This is a genomic window from Duganella paludis, assembly GCF_054461335.1.
Genome location: NZ_CM136922.1, coordinates 5996179 through 6013675, shown reverse-complemented (window position 1 = coordinate 6013675; position 17497 = coordinate 5996179). Strand labels below are relative to the sequence as shown.

The 17497-nt window shown below is 64.2% G+C and carries 17 protein-coding genes; 7 read left to right on the top strand and 10 right to left on the bottom strand.

What is annotated here, in order from left to right:
* Positions 1-53 precede the first annotated feature (53 nt).
* The 3 genes from ACXZ1M_RS26625 (at position 54) to ACXZ1M_RS26615 (ending at position 4659) form a co-directional block, all read left to right on the top strand.
* Positions 54-1088 (top strand): hypothetical protein, encoded by a 1035-nt coding sequence (locus tag ACXZ1M_RS26625; RefSeq protein ID WP_459050608.1) that lies wholly within the window; start codon positions 54-56, stop codon positions 1086-1088.
* Complete coding sequence (gene recJ / locus ACXZ1M_RS26620; RefSeq protein WP_459050607.1) at positions 1085-2779, top strand: single-stranded-DNA-specific exonuclease RecJ; 1695 nt, start codon at positions 1085-1087, stop codon at positions 2777-2779. The genes ACXZ1M_RS26625 and recJ overlap by 4 nt, the downstream gene beginning before the upstream one ends.
* A gap of 236 nt (positions 2780-3015) precedes the next feature.
* Entirely contained in the window at positions 3016-4659 is a 1644-nt protein-coding gene (locus ACXZ1M_RS26615; RefSeq protein WP_459050606.1) for a sensor domain-containing diguanylate cyclase, read from the top strand.
* Here the strand turns inward: ACXZ1M_RS26615 and ACXZ1M_RS26610 are convergent.
* Positions 4656-5087, bottom strand: a complete 432-nt coding sequence (locus tag ACXZ1M_RS26610) for a YybH family protein (RefSeq protein WP_459050605.1) — start codon at positions 5085-5087, stop codon at positions 4656-4658. The genes ACXZ1M_RS26615 and ACXZ1M_RS26610 overlap by 4 nt on opposite strands.
* A gap of 92 nt (positions 5088-5179) precedes the next feature.
* Here ACXZ1M_RS26610 and ACXZ1M_RS26605 point away from each other — a divergent pair, with 92 nt between their 5' ends.
* Genes ACXZ1M_RS26605 through ACXZ1M_RS26595 form a run of 3 tightly spaced genes read left to right on the top strand, consistent with a single transcriptional unit; the run spans position 5180 to position 6623 of the window.
* Positions 5180-5614: an antitoxin Xre/MbcA/ParS toxin-binding domain-containing protein gene (locus ACXZ1M_RS26605; RefSeq protein WP_459050604.1), complete on the top strand. Its 435-nt coding sequence runs from the start codon at positions 5180-5182 to the stop codon at positions 5612-5614.
* The gene (locus ACXZ1M_RS26600; protein ID WP_459050603.1) at positions 5615-6304 is read left to right on the top strand and encodes an RES family NAD+ phosphorylase; all 690 of its coding nucleotides are present in this window, start codon (positions 5615-5617) and stop codon (positions 6302-6304) included. It begins immediately after the preceding gene.
* 1 nt (position 6305) lies between these two features.
* Entirely contained in the window at positions 6306-6623 is a 318-nt protein-coding gene (locus tag ACXZ1M_RS26595) for a DUF2288 domain-containing protein (RefSeq protein WP_459050602.1), read from the top strand.
* Here the strand turns inward: ACXZ1M_RS26595 and ACXZ1M_RS26590 are convergent.
* The 6 genes from ACXZ1M_RS26590 to ACXZ1M_RS26565 all read right to left on the bottom strand — a co-directional run bounded on the left by ACXZ1M_RS26590 (position 6615) and on the right by ACXZ1M_RS26565 (position 12913).
* Positions 6615-7970: an 8-oxoguanine deaminase gene (locus tag ACXZ1M_RS26590; RefSeq protein WP_459050601.1), complete on the bottom strand. Its 1356-nt coding sequence runs from the start codon at positions 7968-7970 to the stop codon at positions 6615-6617. The two genes, ACXZ1M_RS26595 and ACXZ1M_RS26590, sit on opposite strands and share 9 nt — an antisense overlap.
* Complete coding sequence (locus ACXZ1M_RS26585) at positions 7967-10006, bottom strand: alpha/beta hydrolase domain-containing protein (protein WP_459050600.1); 2040 nt, start codon at positions 10004-10006, stop codon at positions 7967-7969. Before ACXZ1M_RS26585 ends, ACXZ1M_RS26590 begins: the two co-directional genes overlap by 4 nt.
* 42 nt (positions 10007-10048) lie before the next feature.
* Positions 10049-10504, bottom strand: coding sequence for a YbaK/EbsC family protein (locus tag ACXZ1M_RS26580; RefSeq protein ID WP_459050599.1), 456 nt, complete (start codon positions 10502-10504; stop codon positions 10049-10051).
* A gap of 39 nt (positions 10505-10543) precedes the next feature.
* Positions 10544-10939 carry an RcnB family protein gene (locus ACXZ1M_RS26575; RefSeq protein ID WP_459050598.1) on the bottom strand — a complete coding sequence of 132 codons (396 nt, stop codon included), beginning with the start codon at positions 10937-10939 and terminating at the stop codon, positions 10544-10546.
* 80 nt (positions 10940-11019) lie between these two features.
* Positions 11020-12090, bottom strand: a complete 1071-nt coding sequence (locus tag ACXZ1M_RS26570; protein WP_459050597.1) for a DUF4272 domain-containing protein — start codon at positions 12088-12090, stop codon at positions 11020-11022.
* A gap of 13 nt (positions 12091-12103) precedes the next feature.
* Positions 12104-12913 carry an aldo/keto reductase gene (locus tag ACXZ1M_RS26565; RefSeq protein WP_459050596.1) on the bottom strand — a complete coding sequence of 270 codons (810 nt, stop codon included), beginning with the start codon at positions 12911-12913 and terminating at the stop codon, positions 12104-12106.
* 116 nt (positions 12914-13029) lie between these two features.
* Between ACXZ1M_RS26565 and ACXZ1M_RS26560 the strand changes: the two genes are divergently transcribed.
* Complete coding sequence (locus tag ACXZ1M_RS26560; RefSeq protein WP_459050595.1) at positions 13030-13869, top strand: transposase; 840 nt, start codon at positions 13030-13032, stop codon at positions 13867-13869.
* Positions 13870-13899: 30 nt separating this feature from the next.
* Here ACXZ1M_RS26560 and ACXZ1M_RS26555 read toward each other — a convergent pair whose 3' ends face one another.
* Genes ACXZ1M_RS26555 through ACXZ1M_RS26545 form a run of 3 tightly spaced genes read right to left on the bottom strand, consistent with a single transcriptional unit; the run spans position 13900 to position 17475 of the window.
* A complete protein-coding gene (locus ACXZ1M_RS26555) occupies positions 13900-14619 on the bottom strand; it encodes an ABC transporter ATP-binding protein (protein ID WP_459050594.1) in 720 nt (239 codons plus the stop codon).
* A 12-nt stretch (positions 14620-14631) separates the two neighbouring features.
* A complete protein-coding gene (locus ACXZ1M_RS26550) occupies positions 14632-16581 on the bottom strand; it encodes a branched-chain amino acid ABC transporter ATP-binding protein/permease (protein ID WP_459050593.1) in 1950 nt (649 codons plus the stop codon).
* Between the two features lie 3 nt (positions 16582-16584).
* A complete protein-coding gene (locus ACXZ1M_RS26545; RefSeq protein WP_459050592.1) occupies positions 16585-17475 on the bottom strand; it encodes a branched-chain amino acid ABC transporter permease in 891 nt (296 codons plus the stop codon).
* Positions 17476-17497 lie beyond the last annotated feature (22 nt).

Genomic DNA, 17497 nt, shown 5'->3' with positions numbered 1-17497 from the left:
AGTTACCCCAAAGAAATATCTCGCTCAACTTCGGGATGGCCTACAATCTCGGGATGACTGAAATCACCCTCGCATTGCCCTTCGGCCTGCCCCCGCCCGAGTTGGCAAAAGACCTGGTCCGCGCCTTGAAAACGCCGGCCTGGGCCGCGTTGCTGGCCCGACATACGAGCTTGCAATACCATGCTTACGACAACGAAAGCCGCGTGCTGCCGCACGAGGCCTGGCTGGCGCACGAGCTCGGCCTGGCCAGCGCGCCGGACCGTCCGGACACCGGGGCACCGCTGGCCGGCGCCGTGATGCGCGGCTGCGGCCTGGCGGCTGAAGCGTCCCAGGGTCACTGGTTCCTGCTGCAACCGGCCCACGTGCAGATCTCGCGCACCCACATGCTGCTGTCGGACCTGCGCGGCCTGCAACTGAGCGAGGCCGAATCGCGCGGGCTGTACGAGATCGCCCGACCGTATTGCGAAGAAATCGGCAAGCCCTTGCTGCACGGCGCGCCGGGCCTGTGGTTCATGCGCGCCGACGACTGGGCCGACATGCGGACCGCCTCGCCGGACGCCACCTGCACCCAGAGCATGAGCGACTGGCTGCCCGAAGGCGCTCATGCGCGCGCCTTCCGCAAGCTGCAGAACGAAATCCAGATGCTGTGGCACGAACATCCGATCAACCAGGCACGCCAGGCGCGCGGCCTGCAGGCGGTGAATTCATGCTGGCTGTGGGGCGGTTCCGGCCCGGCGGCGGCCGGCGGCCGCGTCGCCATCGCCGGCGGCGCGAATTGGATGAACGCGCTGTCCGCCGCGCCGCTATCCGGTGTAGAACAGCTGATCGCCACCCCCGGCGCCGCCATGGTGGCGGACCTGATCGCGCCGGCGCAAGTGGGCGACTGGGCCGACTGGCTGGCGCGCATGCAGCGCATCGAGCAAGAGTGGCTGGCGCCGCTGCTGGCCGCACTGAAGGCCGGCCGCGTGTCGCGCCTGCACCTGATCCTCAGTCACCGCAACGGCTGGACCTCGGTCAGCAGCAGCGCGCTGGCGCAACGCAAATTCTGGCGCAAGCCGTCCCTGACTCCCCTGCTGAAGCAACCATGACCCGTATCGCCACCCGTCCCTTCCCGTTCCGCGAATCCGAAATGCTGCGCCAGAACGGCATCCACCCCGTGCTAGCGCGACTGTACGCCGCGCGCGGGCTGACCGACCCGAAAGAGCTGTCGAGCGAACTGGCGGCCATGATTCCGCCATCTGGCCTGCTGCACATCGACGCCGCCGCCGTCTTCCTGGCCGACTCCATCGCCGCCGCCAAGCGCATGGTCATCGTCGCCGACTACGACTGCGACGGCGCCACCGCCTGCGCGGTCGCCCTGCGCGGGCTGCGCGCCATGGGCGCCGACATCGACTTCATCGTGCCCAACCGCTTCGAGTACGGCTACGGCCTGACGCCGGAAATCGTCGAACTGACGGCGCGCGAAAAGCGCCCGGACATCATCATCACCGTCGACAACGGCATCGCCAGCATCGACGGCGTGGCCGAAGCCAACCGGCGCGGCATCGAAGTGGTGGTGACCGACCATCACTTGCCGGCCGACGTGCTGCCTGCCGCGCGCGTGATCGTCAACCCGAACCAGCCGGAATGCGGCTTCCCGAGCAAGCATATCGCCGGCGTCGGCGTCATGTTCTACGTGCTGCTGGCCCTGCGCGCCGAATTGCGCAAGCGCGGCGCCTACGAAACCCAGCCGCAGCCCAAGCTGGACAACCTGCTCGACCTGGTGGCGCTGGGTACGGTGGCCGACGTGGTGCGGCTGGACGCCAACAACCGCATCCTGGTGGCGCAAGGCCTGAAGCGCATGCGCGCCGGCCGCATGCACGTCGGCGTGGCCGCCCTGTTCCGGGTGGCGGGCCGCGAAGCGCGCAGCGCCAACCCGTTCGACCTCGGCTTCGCGCTCGGCCCGCGCCTGAACGCGGCCGGCCGGCTGGAAGACATGTCGCTCGGGATCGAGTGCCTGATCACCGACGATCCGGACCGCGCCTGGCAACTGGCGCAGCAGCTCAACGACATCAATTTGAAGCGCCGCGAGATCGAAGCCGACATGCAGGACGCGGCCCTGCTGCACCTGGACGCCTTCGAGCCGGCCGAGAGCAGCACCATCTGCGTGTTCGACGACACCTGGCACCAGGGCGTGATCGGCATCGTCGCCTCGCGCCTGAAGGAAAAATTCTACCGCCCGACCATCACCTTCGCGCCGGGCGCGGACGGCTGGATCAAGGGTTCGGGGCGCTCGATCCCCGGCTTCCACCTGCGCGACGCGCTGGACCTGGTGTACAAAAAAGCGCCGACGCTGATCGACAAATTCGGCGGCCACGCCATGGCCGCCGGCCTGACCCTGCGCGCCGACGCCTTCGACGCCTTTGCCGCAGCCTTCGAGGAAGTCGGCCGCGCATGGCTGAGCAAGCAGCAGCTGGAACGCGTGATCGAAACCGACGGCCCGCTGGAAGACGCCTACTACACCACCGCCTTCATTGAGCTTATGGCGGACCAGGTGTGGGGCCAAGGCTTCGCGCCGCCGGTGTTCTGCGACGAGTTCCGCGTGGTCAGCCAGCGCATCCTGAAAGAGCGCCACCTCAAGCTGCTGCTGGAAAAGAACGGCGCCCGCTACGACGCCATCTGGTTCGGCCACACCGACGCCATGGGCGACCGCGCCCGCGTCGCCTTCCGCCTCGACGCCAACGAATACAACGGGGTCACCAAGGTACAGCTGCTGGTGGAGCACGCCGAGCCGGCGTAAATGCTCCAGGTCGCCAAATAAACCTCGAGTTGTTGCTTAAGCACAACCGCTCCACGCGGTTGCGGTCAGTACACTCGAAGCGTTAATTGCTCTGCAGTACAAGGAGCGGCCCCCGACCTCTCTAAAGGGAGCAGGAGATTTCTACCTTATTCCACACCCTGCGCTTTGTCGCGCTTGCCGGCTTTTTGTTGTGCGGCGTGGGGACGGCTCACACGGCGTCCATTCCTGCCGTGCCCTTGTCCGCCAGCCCCGCTGGCGTCGCGCTTGCCGGAAAGGTCGGATTTCTTGAGGACCCGGAGGGCACGCTGGTTATTGCCGACATGCTGTCGGGCGCGGTCGACCACCGTTTTTCGATCCCGCCCGGGGCGGTCCAACAGGCCGGCCTGGACAACCACGCCCGCTGGTTCAAAATCAGGATACGCCAGACGGAGCAAACGGGCGAATGGCTGATCGACTCCACCAACACGGCCCTGCGCACCTTCGACGTGTATGGGCCATACAGCGGCAACGGCGCGATGCTCGCACCGCCGTCGATCCAGGGCTATGCACAAGCTGCGGGCACGCGCTGGTTGAATTCAGACCGCTTCAATTTCCGCTTCGCGCTGGCGCAGCCCGGCGACTACACCATCTTCATCAGGACGACCTCGGATTTTGCCGAGTACTACAGCTTCATGGCATGGGAGCCGGTGCAATTCGGTCATGCGGAACAACGGCACTCGATGTTCAACGGCATTTGCTATGGCCTGTTCATCGGCATGATCTTCTACAACCTCGTGCTGTTGTGGATCTTCGACGAGTCGCTCTATTTTTACAACTTTCTCTCGTGCCTGTTCGCCCTGCTCACGCTCAGCGGCATCAACGGCCATCTCGGCCACTATGTGCTGGACAACCACGCCGGGCTCATCCCGATCGTCCTGGGTGCCGCACCCGCACTCTGGATTGCCTTCGCCGGCATGTTCGGCCGCGGCTTCCTCGAACTGCAGAAGTTTGCCCCCAGGCTCAATTGGTGCATGCTGGCACTGATGCCGCTGGCCAGTATTTCGGTCGCATTGGCTATCTGCGGGCAATTCTCGGCATCGCTTGCCCTTACCCAGTTGTTGTCGGTTGCCGGCCCGCTGTTAATGTTTGCCGGGGCGATCATCGCGCTGCGGCGCGGCTTCACGCCGGCGGCGTGGTACATCACTGGCATCTCCACCTTGTTTCTCGCCGCGATCTGCACCACGCTCAACAACAATGGCATCGTCCAGTTCCCCTTCCATTACGAGGCGTTGCAGATTGGTTCGCTGTTTGAAATCATCGTCTTCATCATTGCGCTGGGCAGCCGCATCCGCAGCATCCGCCAGCAGAACGGCGAGTTGGGGAGACGCGCCAAGCAGCTGGCGAAAACGGCGCGCACCGATCCCTTGACCGGAGTGTTCAACCGCGCCGGGTGGGCGCATTACGCGGCGCGCACCCTCAACCGTGGCGGCAGCGCGGCGCTGCTGTTGATCGACCTCGACAAATTCAAGCCCGTCAACGACCAGCACGGCCATGCGGCAGGCGATCAAGTGCTGAAGGTCGTTGCAGAACGTTTGCGGGCGGAAGTCGACGCGCAAGGCGTGGTCGCGCGGCTCGGCGGCGACGAGTTTGTGATCTTGTTGGCCCATGCACCCGACAGCAAGGTGCTGGCGGCCCAGGCCGGCAAGCTGATCGACCTGATTTCCCTGCCGGTCCCCTACCAGGGCAGCGCTCTCAGCGTGTCGGCCAGCATCGGTATCGCCTGTGTCCCGCAGGACGGCGCCGACCTGAGCATGCTGATGCATGCCGCCGACCGGGCCATGTACGAGATCAAGGAAAACGGCCGCGCCGGCCACGGCTTCGCCTGCACGGCTGCCTCCTAGCGGCACACCTCGCTGCCGGCGTCGAAGACGATGCGCCAGGTCTTGGGCGCTTCCAGCCGCCAGACGGAGTTGAAGCGGGCGATCAACTTGCCGTCCGGGGAATACACCGGCCCCGAAGTGCGCGCCAGCGTGCCGGAGGCCAGCACTTCCACCTGATCGGGCTCCCACGAAAACGGCGCATCAGGCTTGGCGAAGAATTGGGTCCAGCCCTGCGCCACCGCCGCCTTGCCGCGCTGGGCGCGCGCGCCGCTCTCGAAAATCGCCTCTTCCGATAGGAAACTGACAAACGCCGTATGGTCGCGCGCCTTCATGGTGGCGGCGAAGGCGCGCTCGACGTTGGCGACCTCCTCCTGTATGCCGGTGAACACGGGCGCCGCGTGCGCCCCGGCGGCCAGCAGCGCGGCCAGCGGAAAAGCCATCCATTTCATCGCCGTCTCCCCTGTTTTATAGACCCAGAAATACTAACACGATTGCCTTTTATCCGAAAACGGAGTATAAATAATCCATTACCGGAGGATTTATGCTTACCTACGCCTACCCCCGCAGCCGCTTCGAGCCCACCGTCATGGTGGATCTGAACGCCAAAGCCGAGCGCGAGCGCTTGTCCAAGTCGGCCCTGAAGGGCTTTTTCAAGCTGGTCGCCACCTGGAAAGTACGCGATGAAGACGCGCGCCAGTTGCTCGGCGGCCTGTCCAACAGCGCCTACTACGACTGGAAAAAGAACCCGGAACGCACGCTGGAGGTCGATTGCATCACGCGCATCTCCTACCTGCTGGGCATCTACAAGGCGCTGCACATCATCTACGGCGACAAACTCGCCGATGAATGGATCAGCCTGCCCAACAACAACCAGATCTTCGAAGGCCGCACGCCGCTGGCCTATATGCTGGGCGGCGGCCTGCTCGCCATGCAAACCGTGCGCCAGTTGCTGGACGCCCGGCGCGGAGGTCTGTAAGTGCCGGTCAGTCTCGTTCCGCCTTTAACCACGCTGCGCCAGTTCGACACCTGCCGTCTGCTGCCCTCCCGCTTCGCGGACGTGGAGGATTCCGTGCTGGCGCCGCTGGCCGACAGCGACGATCATCTGCGCGACCTGTTCGATCTCGATAACGCCACCAACGCCCGCCTGCGCACGCAGAACGGCGGCTCGGCCGGCATCAATGTCGATGAACTGGTGTTCGGCGTGCCGAACTTCCGCATCGTGAACGCGGCCTTTACCTACGCCCGTCCCGAAGGCAGCCGCTTCAACGACGGCCGCCGTGGCGCGTGGTACTGCGCCTTCGACGCCGAGACGGCGCTGGCGGAGATCTGCTTCCACAAAGCCGTGGAGTACGCGGAAATCAACCGCTTCGACGACAGCGTGCAGTACCAATGCATGCTGGCCGACTTCACCGCCACCTTCCACGACCTGCGCGGGCAGGCGCGCTACGAAGCCTGCCTGGCGCCGGACAGCTACGTCGCCTCGCAAACGCTGGCCGAGCGCCTGCTGGACGGCGGCTCGCTGGGCGTGATCTACCCGAGCGTGCGGCGCGCGGGCGGCATCAACCTGGCCTGCTTCCGGCCTGCGCTGGTGGGCAATGTTCGCAAAGGCGCGGCCTATCGGTTAACATGGCAGGGAAGCCCTGTACCGAAGATAGAAATTATTTAATATGCAAACCAAACCAGAAAAAGATATCGAACTCCGCGCCAAGATCAACCGCGAAACGGCACGCCTGCCGTGGGCCGAGTTGCTCAAGCATTTCGCACAAGGGAATGTGGTGTGGGTCGCCAACTCGCTCGACCTGGTCGACGTGGCCGTGCGAGTGTCGCACGACGACAAGGCCAACATCAGCCAGTGGATGAATTCCGGCCTCCTGGCCAAGGCCAGCGACCAGCAGGCGCAAGGCTGGCTGGAAACCAACGCCGAGCTGTGGGCCTGCGTGGTCAGCCCTTTCATCCTGGTGCAGGAACAGAAAGCCTTAAACTAAAGACATCGCCAGCGCGTTGTGGCGCTCGATCACCAGAGGCAGATCGATGGTCTGGAGCTGGCCGTCGCGCACCACCACCTTGCCGTTGATGATGCTATAGGCGACATTCGGCGGCGTGCAGAACACCAGCGCCGCCACCGGATCATGCAGCGCGCCGGCCATGCCGATGCCGTCCAGCCGGAACATGACGATGTCCGCCGACATGCCCGGCTTGATGGCGCCGATGTCGTCTCGGTTCAGTACCTTGGCGCCGCCCAGCGTCGCCACTTCGAGCGCCTGTCGCGCCGTCATCGCATCCGGGCCAAAGCCAACGCGTTGCAGCAGCATGGCCTGGCGTACTTCTCCCATCATGTGGCCAGCGTCGTTGGAGGCGCTGCCATCCACACCCAAACCCACCGATACGCCGTGATCGAGCATCTTTCGGATCGGCGCAATGCCGGAAGCCAGCCGCATGTTCGAGCATGGGCAGTGCGCGATGCCGGTGCCGGTGCGGGCGAATAAATAGATGCCGTCGTCGTCCAGCTGCACGCAATGGGCATGCCATACATCCGGCCCCACCCAACCGCAATCCTCGGCGTATTGGGCCGGCGTCATGTTGAACTTTTCGCGGCTGTAGGCGATGTCGTTGACGTTTTCCGCCAGGTGCGTGTGCAGCGACACGCCGTAGCTGCGCGCCATGCCGGCCGATTCCTTCATCAGATCCCGCGATACCGAGAACGGCGAGCATGGCGCCACCACGATACGCTGCATGGCGTGGCGGCCGGCGTCGTTGTAGGTTTCGATCAGGCGCTGCGTGTCCTTGAGGATGGCGCCCTCCTCTTCCACCACGCGGTCCGGCGGCAGTCCGCCTTTCGACTGGCCCACGCTCATCGAGCCGCGCGAGGCGTGGAAACGCATGCCGATCTTTTGCGCCGCTTCGATGCTGTCATCGAGCTTGCAGTCGTTCGGGTAGATGTAGAGGTGGTCACTGCTGGTGGTGCAGCCGGACAGGATCAGTTCCGCCATCGCCGTCAGCGTGGAGACGTGCACCATCTCGGCGGTGAGGCCGGCCCACAGTGGATAGAGGTTGGTCAGCCAGTTGAATAGCTCGCCGTTCTGCGCGGCGGGAATGGCGCGCGTCAGGCTTTGGTACATGTGGTGGTGGGTGTTGACCAGGCCTGGCATCACCACGTGGCCGGCGGCGTCGATCACCTCGTCCGCGCCTGCGGCCAGCGCGGCGAGCTCGCTGGTGGTGCCCACCTGCTCGATCACATTGCCGCGAATGTAGACCGCACCGTCGGCGATCTCGCGGCGCGCATCGTCCATGGTGACCAGCACGCGCGCGTTCTTGATGAGTAGCGTCTTCATTTGGCGAACAGGTAGTCGCAGCCCTGGTCGGCCGGATCGCGGGCCAGGATGCGGTCGTACAGGCCGAGGTTCTGCGTCATGGCGCGTTCCACGTCCTCCGCCAGCAGCAGGCCGACGGCCACTTGCTGGTCGGCGGCGGCGCGCACGGCGGCCGCGTAGGCGTCGCGGTTGGCGTAGCGCGCTTCCAGGCTGGCACGCGGATCGCCTGCGGCCAGGCGCTCGGCTTCGGTGCGGGCGAACGGCACGAAGCTGCCGTCGAAGCGCGAGGTGGCCCAGGCGAAGCCGGTGTCGGGCGCGCGCAGGTTCCAGCCGGTGTGCGTGCCAAGCGGCGCTTGCAGTTCCACCAGGCGCACGCCGCCCTTGTCGTTGCCGTCGGAGTCCGGCGCAGGCACACGGGTCTCATAGTCGTCGCCGTGCTTGGGCGGGACCATGTCGGCGATGCCTTGCTTGGCGAAGCGCGGGCCGAAGTTCAGGCGCGGCTCGCGCAGGTTCTGTTCCGGCGGCGTGAGGCCGAAACCTTTCGGGAAGATGGCGCGGTAGTCGGCCACCGTGGTCAGCGAGCCGTCCGACAGCTGCGGGTAGGCGCTGGCCGGCGGCTGCTTGCCTTGCGTAGTCCAGTCGTCCAACGCCACGATCAGGGCACGCATCGGCAGATAGTGGTCGCTGGTGGAGACGCATGCGGTGAACGGCGCGCGCTTGTTGGAGCGGCCGACGTAGTGCTGCGCGCCCATGAAGCCGTAGAGACGCACATTCGCGGCCGGCGCGGCATCGCGCTCGCCGTCGGGCGTCGTGCCGATCAGCGATGCGCCGCGATTCCAGAATTCGGTGGAGGTGTTCGCGTAAATCAGCTTGGGCAGGTTGCCTTGCTTGTCGCGCGCCTTGTCCAGCGTGGATGCGGTTTTGCCGGTGGCCGGATCGCGCGTGGGCATGCTGGTGAACGGGAAGGCGTCGGCCGGATACTCATGCTCCTCCATCATCGACGGATGGCGCGTCGGCTGTGCGAAGCGGCTGTTGAAGCCCGCCGAGCCGCCGGCACCAGGGACTTGCAGATACGCGCCGCTGAACGCCAGCTTGCCACCTTCATCGACGTTGAGGCCATCGGTCATCATGCGGCCGATCACGCGGCCCGATTGACTGATACCGAACATCAGCACATTGCGCGGCGCAGCCGCGCCTTCGAACGGATGGTCGCGGAAGTAGGACAGCAAATCACGGATGCCAGCCAGGCCGGCGCCGGTGACGTAAGGGTCTTTCGCCACGTAGGTGATCTCGTAGATCGTATCGGGCTTGAAGCCGCCTTCGAGTTGCACGCGGCCAGGGCCGCCCTTCAGCTCGGGCGCGACGAAGCGCCAGGCGCTGCGCGGAATCGGCTTACGCTTGTCGCCCTGGCGCGCGCGTTCGGTCAACTGGGCGTGTGGATCGTTGGGGGTGGCCGGCTCGTAGGTCAGTCCGCGCATGCCGGCGTAGGTGACGACATCGGTCGGCGCGTTAACGGTGAATTCATTTTGCACCTTGCCCTTGACGCCTTTGGCCACGGGCGGCGCGAACACCAGCGGACGGCCGCCGGTGGCGGTGGTGGGCGCCACGTCCCAGGTCCAAGCGGAGAACAACAGCGAGAAGCCATGGCGCATCAGGAAGCCATCACCCGCATCGACCGCAGTGGTCGGATCGTTGTTGACCGGGCTGCGGCCATTGACCTGCCCGAGGATGGCGATGTTGCCGCGATTGTTCACATCGTAAAGCAGCGTGCTCGGTTGCGCGCCGGTTGGGCGCAACAGCACGAACTCGCTGGAGAACAGCACGCGGCCCTGCTTGTCGCGCGGCGCGCGCTTCAGATCGACGATGGAAGCATTGGCGGCGGCCTTGGGATCGAGCGCATAATAAGCGATGCCGCGTATCTTCTCGTAGGCGCCGTATTCGCCGAATGTCACGCCGGGAGCGAACGGCACACGTTCAACTACTTGAATGCGCTCCACGGCGGCATGCGCCGTTGATACAGCCGCTGCCATCGTCAACATCGCCAACTTACGTTTCATCCCGCGCTCCCGATCTGCAAAAGGCCTATCGTAGCAAGCCAGCTAGCAGACGTCTACCCACTGCCCTTGCGTTACGGATGCTAGCAACGCCGGCGTGATGCGAATCGCGCTGTTGATGGAACCGGCGGCCGGCAGCACTTCGTCGAAGTTATTCAGCGAGTGATCGAGATAAATCGGCAGTGGCTGCGGCAGGCCGAATGGGCACACGCCGCCGACCGGATGGCTGGTCAGGGCGACCACTTCGTCAGCGCCCAGCATCTTGCCTTTGCCGAAAGCTTCCTTGAACTTGCGGTTGTCGACGCGCGCGATGCCGCTGGCGACCAGCAGGATCACCTGATCGCCAGCCACGCGAAAGGCCAGCGTCTTGGCGATGCGGCCCGGCTCCACGCCGTGCGCTTCCGCCGCCAGCGCCACGGTGGCGGTGCTGGCGTCGGTTTCGATGATGGGAAGTTGGATGTCGCGGGCGTTGAAGAATTCGCGTACGGATTGCAGGCTCATAAAATATGCTGGATAGTTTGGACTATCCAGCATATTAGCTTAATTGCTGAGCAGGAGACTGGCGATGATGCCGGTGGTGATGGCGACTAGCACGTAGTCGCCGCCGGTTTGCACCCAGTGGTAGCCGCGCGGCGGAGCGCTCAGGCGGTGCGCGCGCCAGTTATCGACCACGTACTGGCGGTTGCGATATTCCGGCGGCAGGCGGCTGCCCTTGTGCAGGTTGTGGCGCGGACCGGCGCCACGATCATGGTCGCGGCCACGGTCGTCGTCCTGGCGATAATCATTGCGGTCGTTGCGGCGATCCTGGCTATAGCGGTCACGGTCGTTGTCGTGACGATCGTGGCGATCGTTGTCATGGCGGTTCTGCGCCGAAGCTGCGCCGGCCACGACTAGCATAGCCACCAGTACGGCGGCCGAGATGCGTTTGCTGCTCATATCCGTGCTCCTTGAGTGGGCTTCGATAGGAACAGCATAGTCCGGCTCGCCTTGGAGCTCCGTGCGCCAACCCACACTACTCAGGTTGGCGTATCGACATCATCCCACTCGCGGTCTTCGAAGCGCACCAGCCAGTTCAGGGCCAGATGGCGCTCCTGCAGCACGCCGTCATTCAGGTCGGCGGGGACCGGCGTTTTCTTCAGGATGGCCTGGCGGCTGGCCCAGTGCAGGCGGTAATGCAGGTCCAGCGCATCGAGAATCTCGGTACCGGAACGGGCGACCGGCTGCTTGCGCAGGCCCTCGGTGCCGCGATCAATGACGGTGCTGGAGATCGACGACACGTCGCAGATCGCATCGGCGAACGGCAGCGCGTCCTGCAGGCCGAGCGCCCATTGCAGCACCAGGATGGCCTCATAGCGCCACAGGAATTGCGTGATCTCCTGCTCCGACGGCGCTTCCTGCGCGAGGAAGGCCCGTTCGGCGTCGGTCAGGTTGGCGAAGGCCGGCGGGAAGCGCTGCTGCAGGTCGGCGACCGTGATCGGCGTTTTGCTGTTCAGCGACTCGGCGCGGATGGCGACCACGAACAAGGCCAGCATGCGGCGCAGGATGTCCTCCGGCGCGCGCAGGCGCAGCTCGGGCTCGGAGACCAGCGGCGGCAGGTCGGCCGGCACGGTGACTCCGCGCGCGGCCAGTTGTTCGTCGGTGCGCGCCTTGCGCTGCCAGGCTTGCGGCGGATACGGCACCACCGCCTTGGCATCACCATCACCGGTGACCGACAACAGCACGCGTCCCTGCGGATCGCGCACACTGCCATCTTCCATGAAGACGATGGCGTTGGCCGCTTCGGCCCAGGCGTGGAAGGCCGGCAGATCGGCGGGATCGACGGCAAAGCTCACATGCTGCTGCACGCGTTGCAGGTGGCGAATCACGTGATAGCGGGTGCGCGTCATGCCGCCCTTGGCCTGTCCGGCCAGCAGGTGCATCATGCCGTTCAGGTGCGATGACAGTTCGGCGCTGGTCAGGTCGCGGCGGCCGTTGACGGTGTGCGGAAAGTCCGGCTTGGGCGCATCGGCCACGGTGCAGTAGGCGTTGAGCAGCGTGTGGCCGCTGATATCTTTAGGGGAGAACAGCTGCTTGAGTCGATTTAGCATAACAATTTTTCATTTAACGCATATCCAGCGCGCGACGGCGGCGCGGCGGCGGGAATGCTTGGTCCAAAGCGGCCAGATCGTCGGCGGACAGCCGGAGATCAGCCGCAGCGCGGTTGGCGCGCAAGTGTACAGGATCGACGGCCTTGGGGATAGCGATCACGCCATCCTGGTGCAGCACCCAGGCCAGCGCGATCTGCGCCTGTGTCGCGCCATGCGCATCGGCGACGGCCTTGAGGCCGGGATTTTCCAGCAGCGCGGCCTGTTCGCGGCCGTGCGTTTCGAGCGGCGAGTACGCCATGATCGGCAAGCCCTGGGCGCGCGCCCACGGCAGCAGATCGAACTCGATCCCGCGTTTCATTAGGTTATACAGCACCTGGTTGGTGGCGGGGGCGCCGTAGGTCATCGCCTCCTGCATGTTTTCCAGATCGAAGTTGCTGACGCCGTAGGCCTTGATCTTGCCGGCCTTCTTCAGCGCCTCGAAACCGTCGAAGGTCTCGGCCAGCGGGTGATGGCCCTGCCAGTGCAGCAGATACAGATCGATGGCATCGACCTTCAAGCGCCGCAAGCTGCGTTCGCAAGCCGCCTGCACGCCGTCGAAGCTGGCGTTGTGCGGATAGACCTTGCTGACGACAAAAGCCTCATCGCGCCGCCCGGCGATGGCCTCGCCCACCACCTCCTCCGCGCCGCCCTCGCCATACATCTCCGCAGTATCGATCAGCGTCATGCCGAGATCGAGCCCCAACTGCAAGGCCCGCACCTCCTCCTGCCTGCGCGACGCCTTCTCGCCCATATTCCACGTGCCCTGCCCCAACCGCGTATCCATAGCCACCTCATCATTCGGGGTCAGTTCCGACATTCGGACACGACCCCATCCATATTGTGCGTTTACTCCTTGAGCTGGCGCATTCGCATCGCAATCAGCATCGCTAGAATGCACTAATGAGCCGCCCTATTCGACTACAATTTCCCGGTGCACTTTATCACGTAAGCTCTCGAGGCGATCGACAGGCGGTGATCTATGTCGACCATAGTGATCGTCTCGTGTGGCTGTCGATATTGGGCGAGGTATGCTCACAATATAACTTTGTGATTCACGGATTTTGCCAGATGAGTAATCACTATCATCTTGTGGTGGAAACCGTGGATGGCAATTTATCTCGAGGCATGCAGCAGTTGAATGGCTTGTATTCCCAATATTTCAATCGCCGGCATAATGTTGTCGGGCATCTGTTCCAGGGGAGGTATCACTGTGTACTGGTGCAGCAACACCCATATTTGCTGGAGCTCACGCGCTATGTGGTGCTCAATCCGGTGCGCGCCAGGATGGTCGATCTGCCCGAAGAATGGCCGTGGAGCAGCTATCCCTACATTGTCGGCATACATACGCCGCCGCCATGGCTGGACATCAACTCCACATTGAGCATCTTCGGCGCAGCCCCGGCGGATGCCATTGCGGCGTACCGCCAATTTGTGATCCAAGGAATCGGGGCCGCCAGTCCGCTAGCCAACACAAGACATCAACTCATTCTGGGCGATGATGCATTCGTCGCCAGCATGCGGCGCCCGGAACATGCTCAACAGCATAAAACAGTAGCCCGGCAGCAGCGCCGTGCGCTGGCGCTCTCCCTCGAAGACTACGTCAGCCAGTCCGCCGGCCGTGACGAGGCGATGGCCCGCGCCTTCGCCTCCACCGCTTACACGATGGAGCAGATCGCCGCCCATTTCGGCCTATCCGCCAAAACCGTCGGCCGCGCCATTAAAAAATATCGCGCGCGATGAAATGTCCGAATGTCGGAACTGACCCCGAATTTAATGGCCACCGAGGTAGGCGGCGATGACTTTGGGGTCGGTTTTCAGGCTTTCGGCGGGGCCGTGGACGGAGATGCTGCCGTTTTCCAGCACGTAGCCGTAGTCGGCGACGTTCAGTGCGGCGGCGGCGAATTGTTCGACCAGCAGCATCGTTACGCCTTCCGACTTCAAGCGCTGGATGATGCGGAACACTTCTTCCACCAGGATCGGGGCCAGACCCATCGACGGCTCGTCCAGCAGCACCACGTCGGGATTGAGCATCACCGCGCGCGCCATTGCCAGCATTTGCTGTTCGCCGCCGGAGAGCGTGCCGGCCAGCTGCGTTTGGCGTTCCTTCAATCGCGGGAACAGCTCCAGGGCTTTTTCCAGGTCGTGCTTGATGTCGCCTTTCGGCCGCGCGCGCGTGAAGCGGGGGAAGGCGCCCAGCAGCAGGTTATCCGTGACGCTCATCGAGGCGAACACGCGCCGCCCTTCCGGCGAGTGCGCCAGCCCGGCGCGCGCGATTTTGTGCGAGTCGTAGCCGGTGATGTCCTTGCCGTCCAGCGTGACCTTGCCGCCTTTGGGCTTGATCATGCCGGAGATGGCGCGCATGGTGGTGGTCTTGCCGGCGCCGTTGGAGCCGATCAGCGTGACCAGCTTCCCTTTCGGGACGTCCAGCGAGATACCGTGCAGGACTTCGACTTTGCCGTAAGCGGCGTGCAGATTGGAGATCGTTAGCATGTCGTGTCCTCGTTAGTGCGCCGCCGGCGCTTTGGTCCCGCCGTGTTCTTCGCTGCTGCCGCCCAAATACGCTTCGATCACTTTCGGGTCGCTTTGCACCGCCGCCGGTTTGCCTTCGGCGATCTTCTGGCCGAAGTCCAGCACCGTCACCGTGTCCGACAACGCCATCACCACGTCCATGTGGTGCTCGATCAGGATGATGGTGATGCCGTGGTCGCGGATCTTGCGGATGATGGCCATCAGTTCCTTGATGTCCGGCGCGGTCAGGCCGGCCGCCGGTTCGTCGAGCAGCAGCAAACGCGGGCTGAGGCCCAGCGCGCGGCCGATCTCCAGCAGGCGCTGTTTGCCATATGGGAGGTTGCGAGCTTCTTCGTCGGCCAGGTCGGACAGGCCGACGAATTCCAGGATGCTGGCGGCCCGCTCGCGCGCGGACTTTTCCTCGCGCTTGTAGCGCGGCGTTTGCAGCATCACGTCCAGCACGTTCGATTTGAAGGTGTTGTGCAGGCCGACCAGGACGTTTTCGGTCGCCGTCATTTCGCCGAACAGCTGCACGTTCTGGAAGGTGCGCGCCACGCCGCCCAGCGCGATTTCGGATGGCGTGCGGCCGGAGATCACCGCGCCGGAAAAAGCCACCTTGCCCGCCGTCGGTTTGTAGATCCCGGTCAGCACGTTCATCATGGTGCTTTTGCCCGAGCCATTCGGTCCGATCAGGCCGTGCACCGAGCCCTGGATCACGTTCAGGTCCACCTGGTTCAGCGCTTTCAGGCCGCCGAATTGCATCAGGATCTGCTCGACGTTGAGCAGGCTGTCGCCGTTCTTGCCGCCTTGCGCGCGCGGGAAGGGTTCGGCGCCGCTGGCCTGCACCGCCTTGGCGTGCACCGTTGCGCGTCCCATCAGGCCCAGCAGGAAGCCGACGATGCCGTCCTGCAGGTAGTAGACCACGAACAGCGTCATCAAGCCGAAGACGGTCAAGCGCCAGTCGACGATGTTCTCCAGTTTGAAGGAGAACGCCGCCATGCCGATAGTGGCGATCAGCGGCACCAGCACATCGCGCGGCGTGGAGCGCTTGCGGGCGATCGCCAAGGCGGCGCCGATCACGCCCAGCACGGCGGCGGCCACCGCGATCTGGCGGAACAATTCGATATCGGCCAGCAGGCTGGGTAGCATGACCACGATCATGGCGCCGATCAGTGCGCCCGAACGGGTCTTGCGGCCGCCCATGATCACCGCCAGCAGGAACAGGATGGTCAGTTCGAAGGTGTAGGCGCTGGGGTTGATGTACTCTTCCGAGTACGCATACAAGCTGCCCGCCAGCCCGGCGAATCCGGCGCTGATGATGAAGGCGTACACCTTGTAGCGGTACACCGATACGCCCATGCAGTCGGAGGCGATCGGGCTGTCGCGCAGCGCTTCGAACGCGCGCCCCAGGTTGGATTTGAGGATGCGGTGCACCACCACCAGCGACACCACCATCAGCGCGGCGACCATGTAGTAGTACTCGACTTCACTGAGCTTCTGCCCGAACAGCAGCGGCTTGGAGACCTTGATGCCCATCGGCCCTTCGGTGAGGAAGGTCATCTCATTAATGAGAATCTGGATGATGGTGCCGAAGGCCAGCGTGACCATCGCCAGGTAAGGTCCGGTGACGCGCAGCGCCGGCAGCGCCAGGATGGCGCCGAAGATGGCTGCGCCGATCACCGATGCCGGTATCGCCACCCAGAACGGCGCCGCCACCTTGAACACCAGCACGCCCGTCACATACGAGCCGATGCCGAACAGGCCCGCATGCCCAAGCGACACCTGCCCGGTGTAGCCGACCACGATGTCGAGCCCGAACAGCAGGATGGCGTAGATCAGGATGGTTTCGAACAAATGGATGTAGTAGGGATTCGGGATCAGCACCGGGTACAGCGCCAGTACCGCCAGCCCCACTACGCTTGCCGCAACGATGGATTTCTTCATGGGTCAGACCTTTTTGATGGCGGCTTTGCCGAACAGGCCGGACGGCTTGACCGCCAGCACCAGCAACAGCAGCAGCAAGCCCGGTACGTCCTTGTACCCGGTGGAGATGTAGTAGCCGGCCGTGGTTTCGACGATGCCCAGTATCAGCCCGCCGACGATGGCGCCCACGCCCGAGGTCAGGCCGCCGATGATGGCCACCGCGAACGCCTTCAGGCCGAGCGAGGCGCCCATGGTGGCGCCGGTCAGCGTCAGCGGCGCCACCAGCACGCCGGCGAAGGCTGCGACGGCGGACGACAGCGCATACGAAAACGTGATGACCATGCCGGTGTTGATGCCCATCAGGCCCGCCGCGTCGCGGTCGTTGGCGGTGGCCACCACGGCCTTGCCGTAGATCGATTTGCGGTTGAAGATTTCTACCGCCGCCATGATGGCCAGCGCGCCCACCACCACCGCGATCTGCATCGGCTGCACGTTGGCGCCGAGGATTTCGATCGGCGCCGACGACAACGGCGACGGGAAGGTCAAATCGTCCTTGCCCCAGATGTTCTCGGCCACGTTCTTGAAGATGATGGCCAGCGCGATGGTGGACATGATCCAGCCGAATTCGGATTTGATCTTGATCGCCGGCCGCACGCCTATCCATTCGACGAACATGCCCTGCAGCGCGCCGAACACCAGCACCAGGGGGATCATCAAGAGGTAGCTCATGTAAGGGCCGCCGTGGATGGTGCCCACCAGGCTAAGTCCGACCAGGGCGCCCAGCATCAGCGATTCGCCCTGGCCGAAGTTGAGCGTGCCGGACGTCGCGAAGGTGAGCTGGTAGCCGAAGGCGATCACCGCGTAGATCATGCCCAGCGCGATGCCGCTGAACACCAGTTGCAATAGAATTTCCATATTTTCCCCGACAAGAAAATGG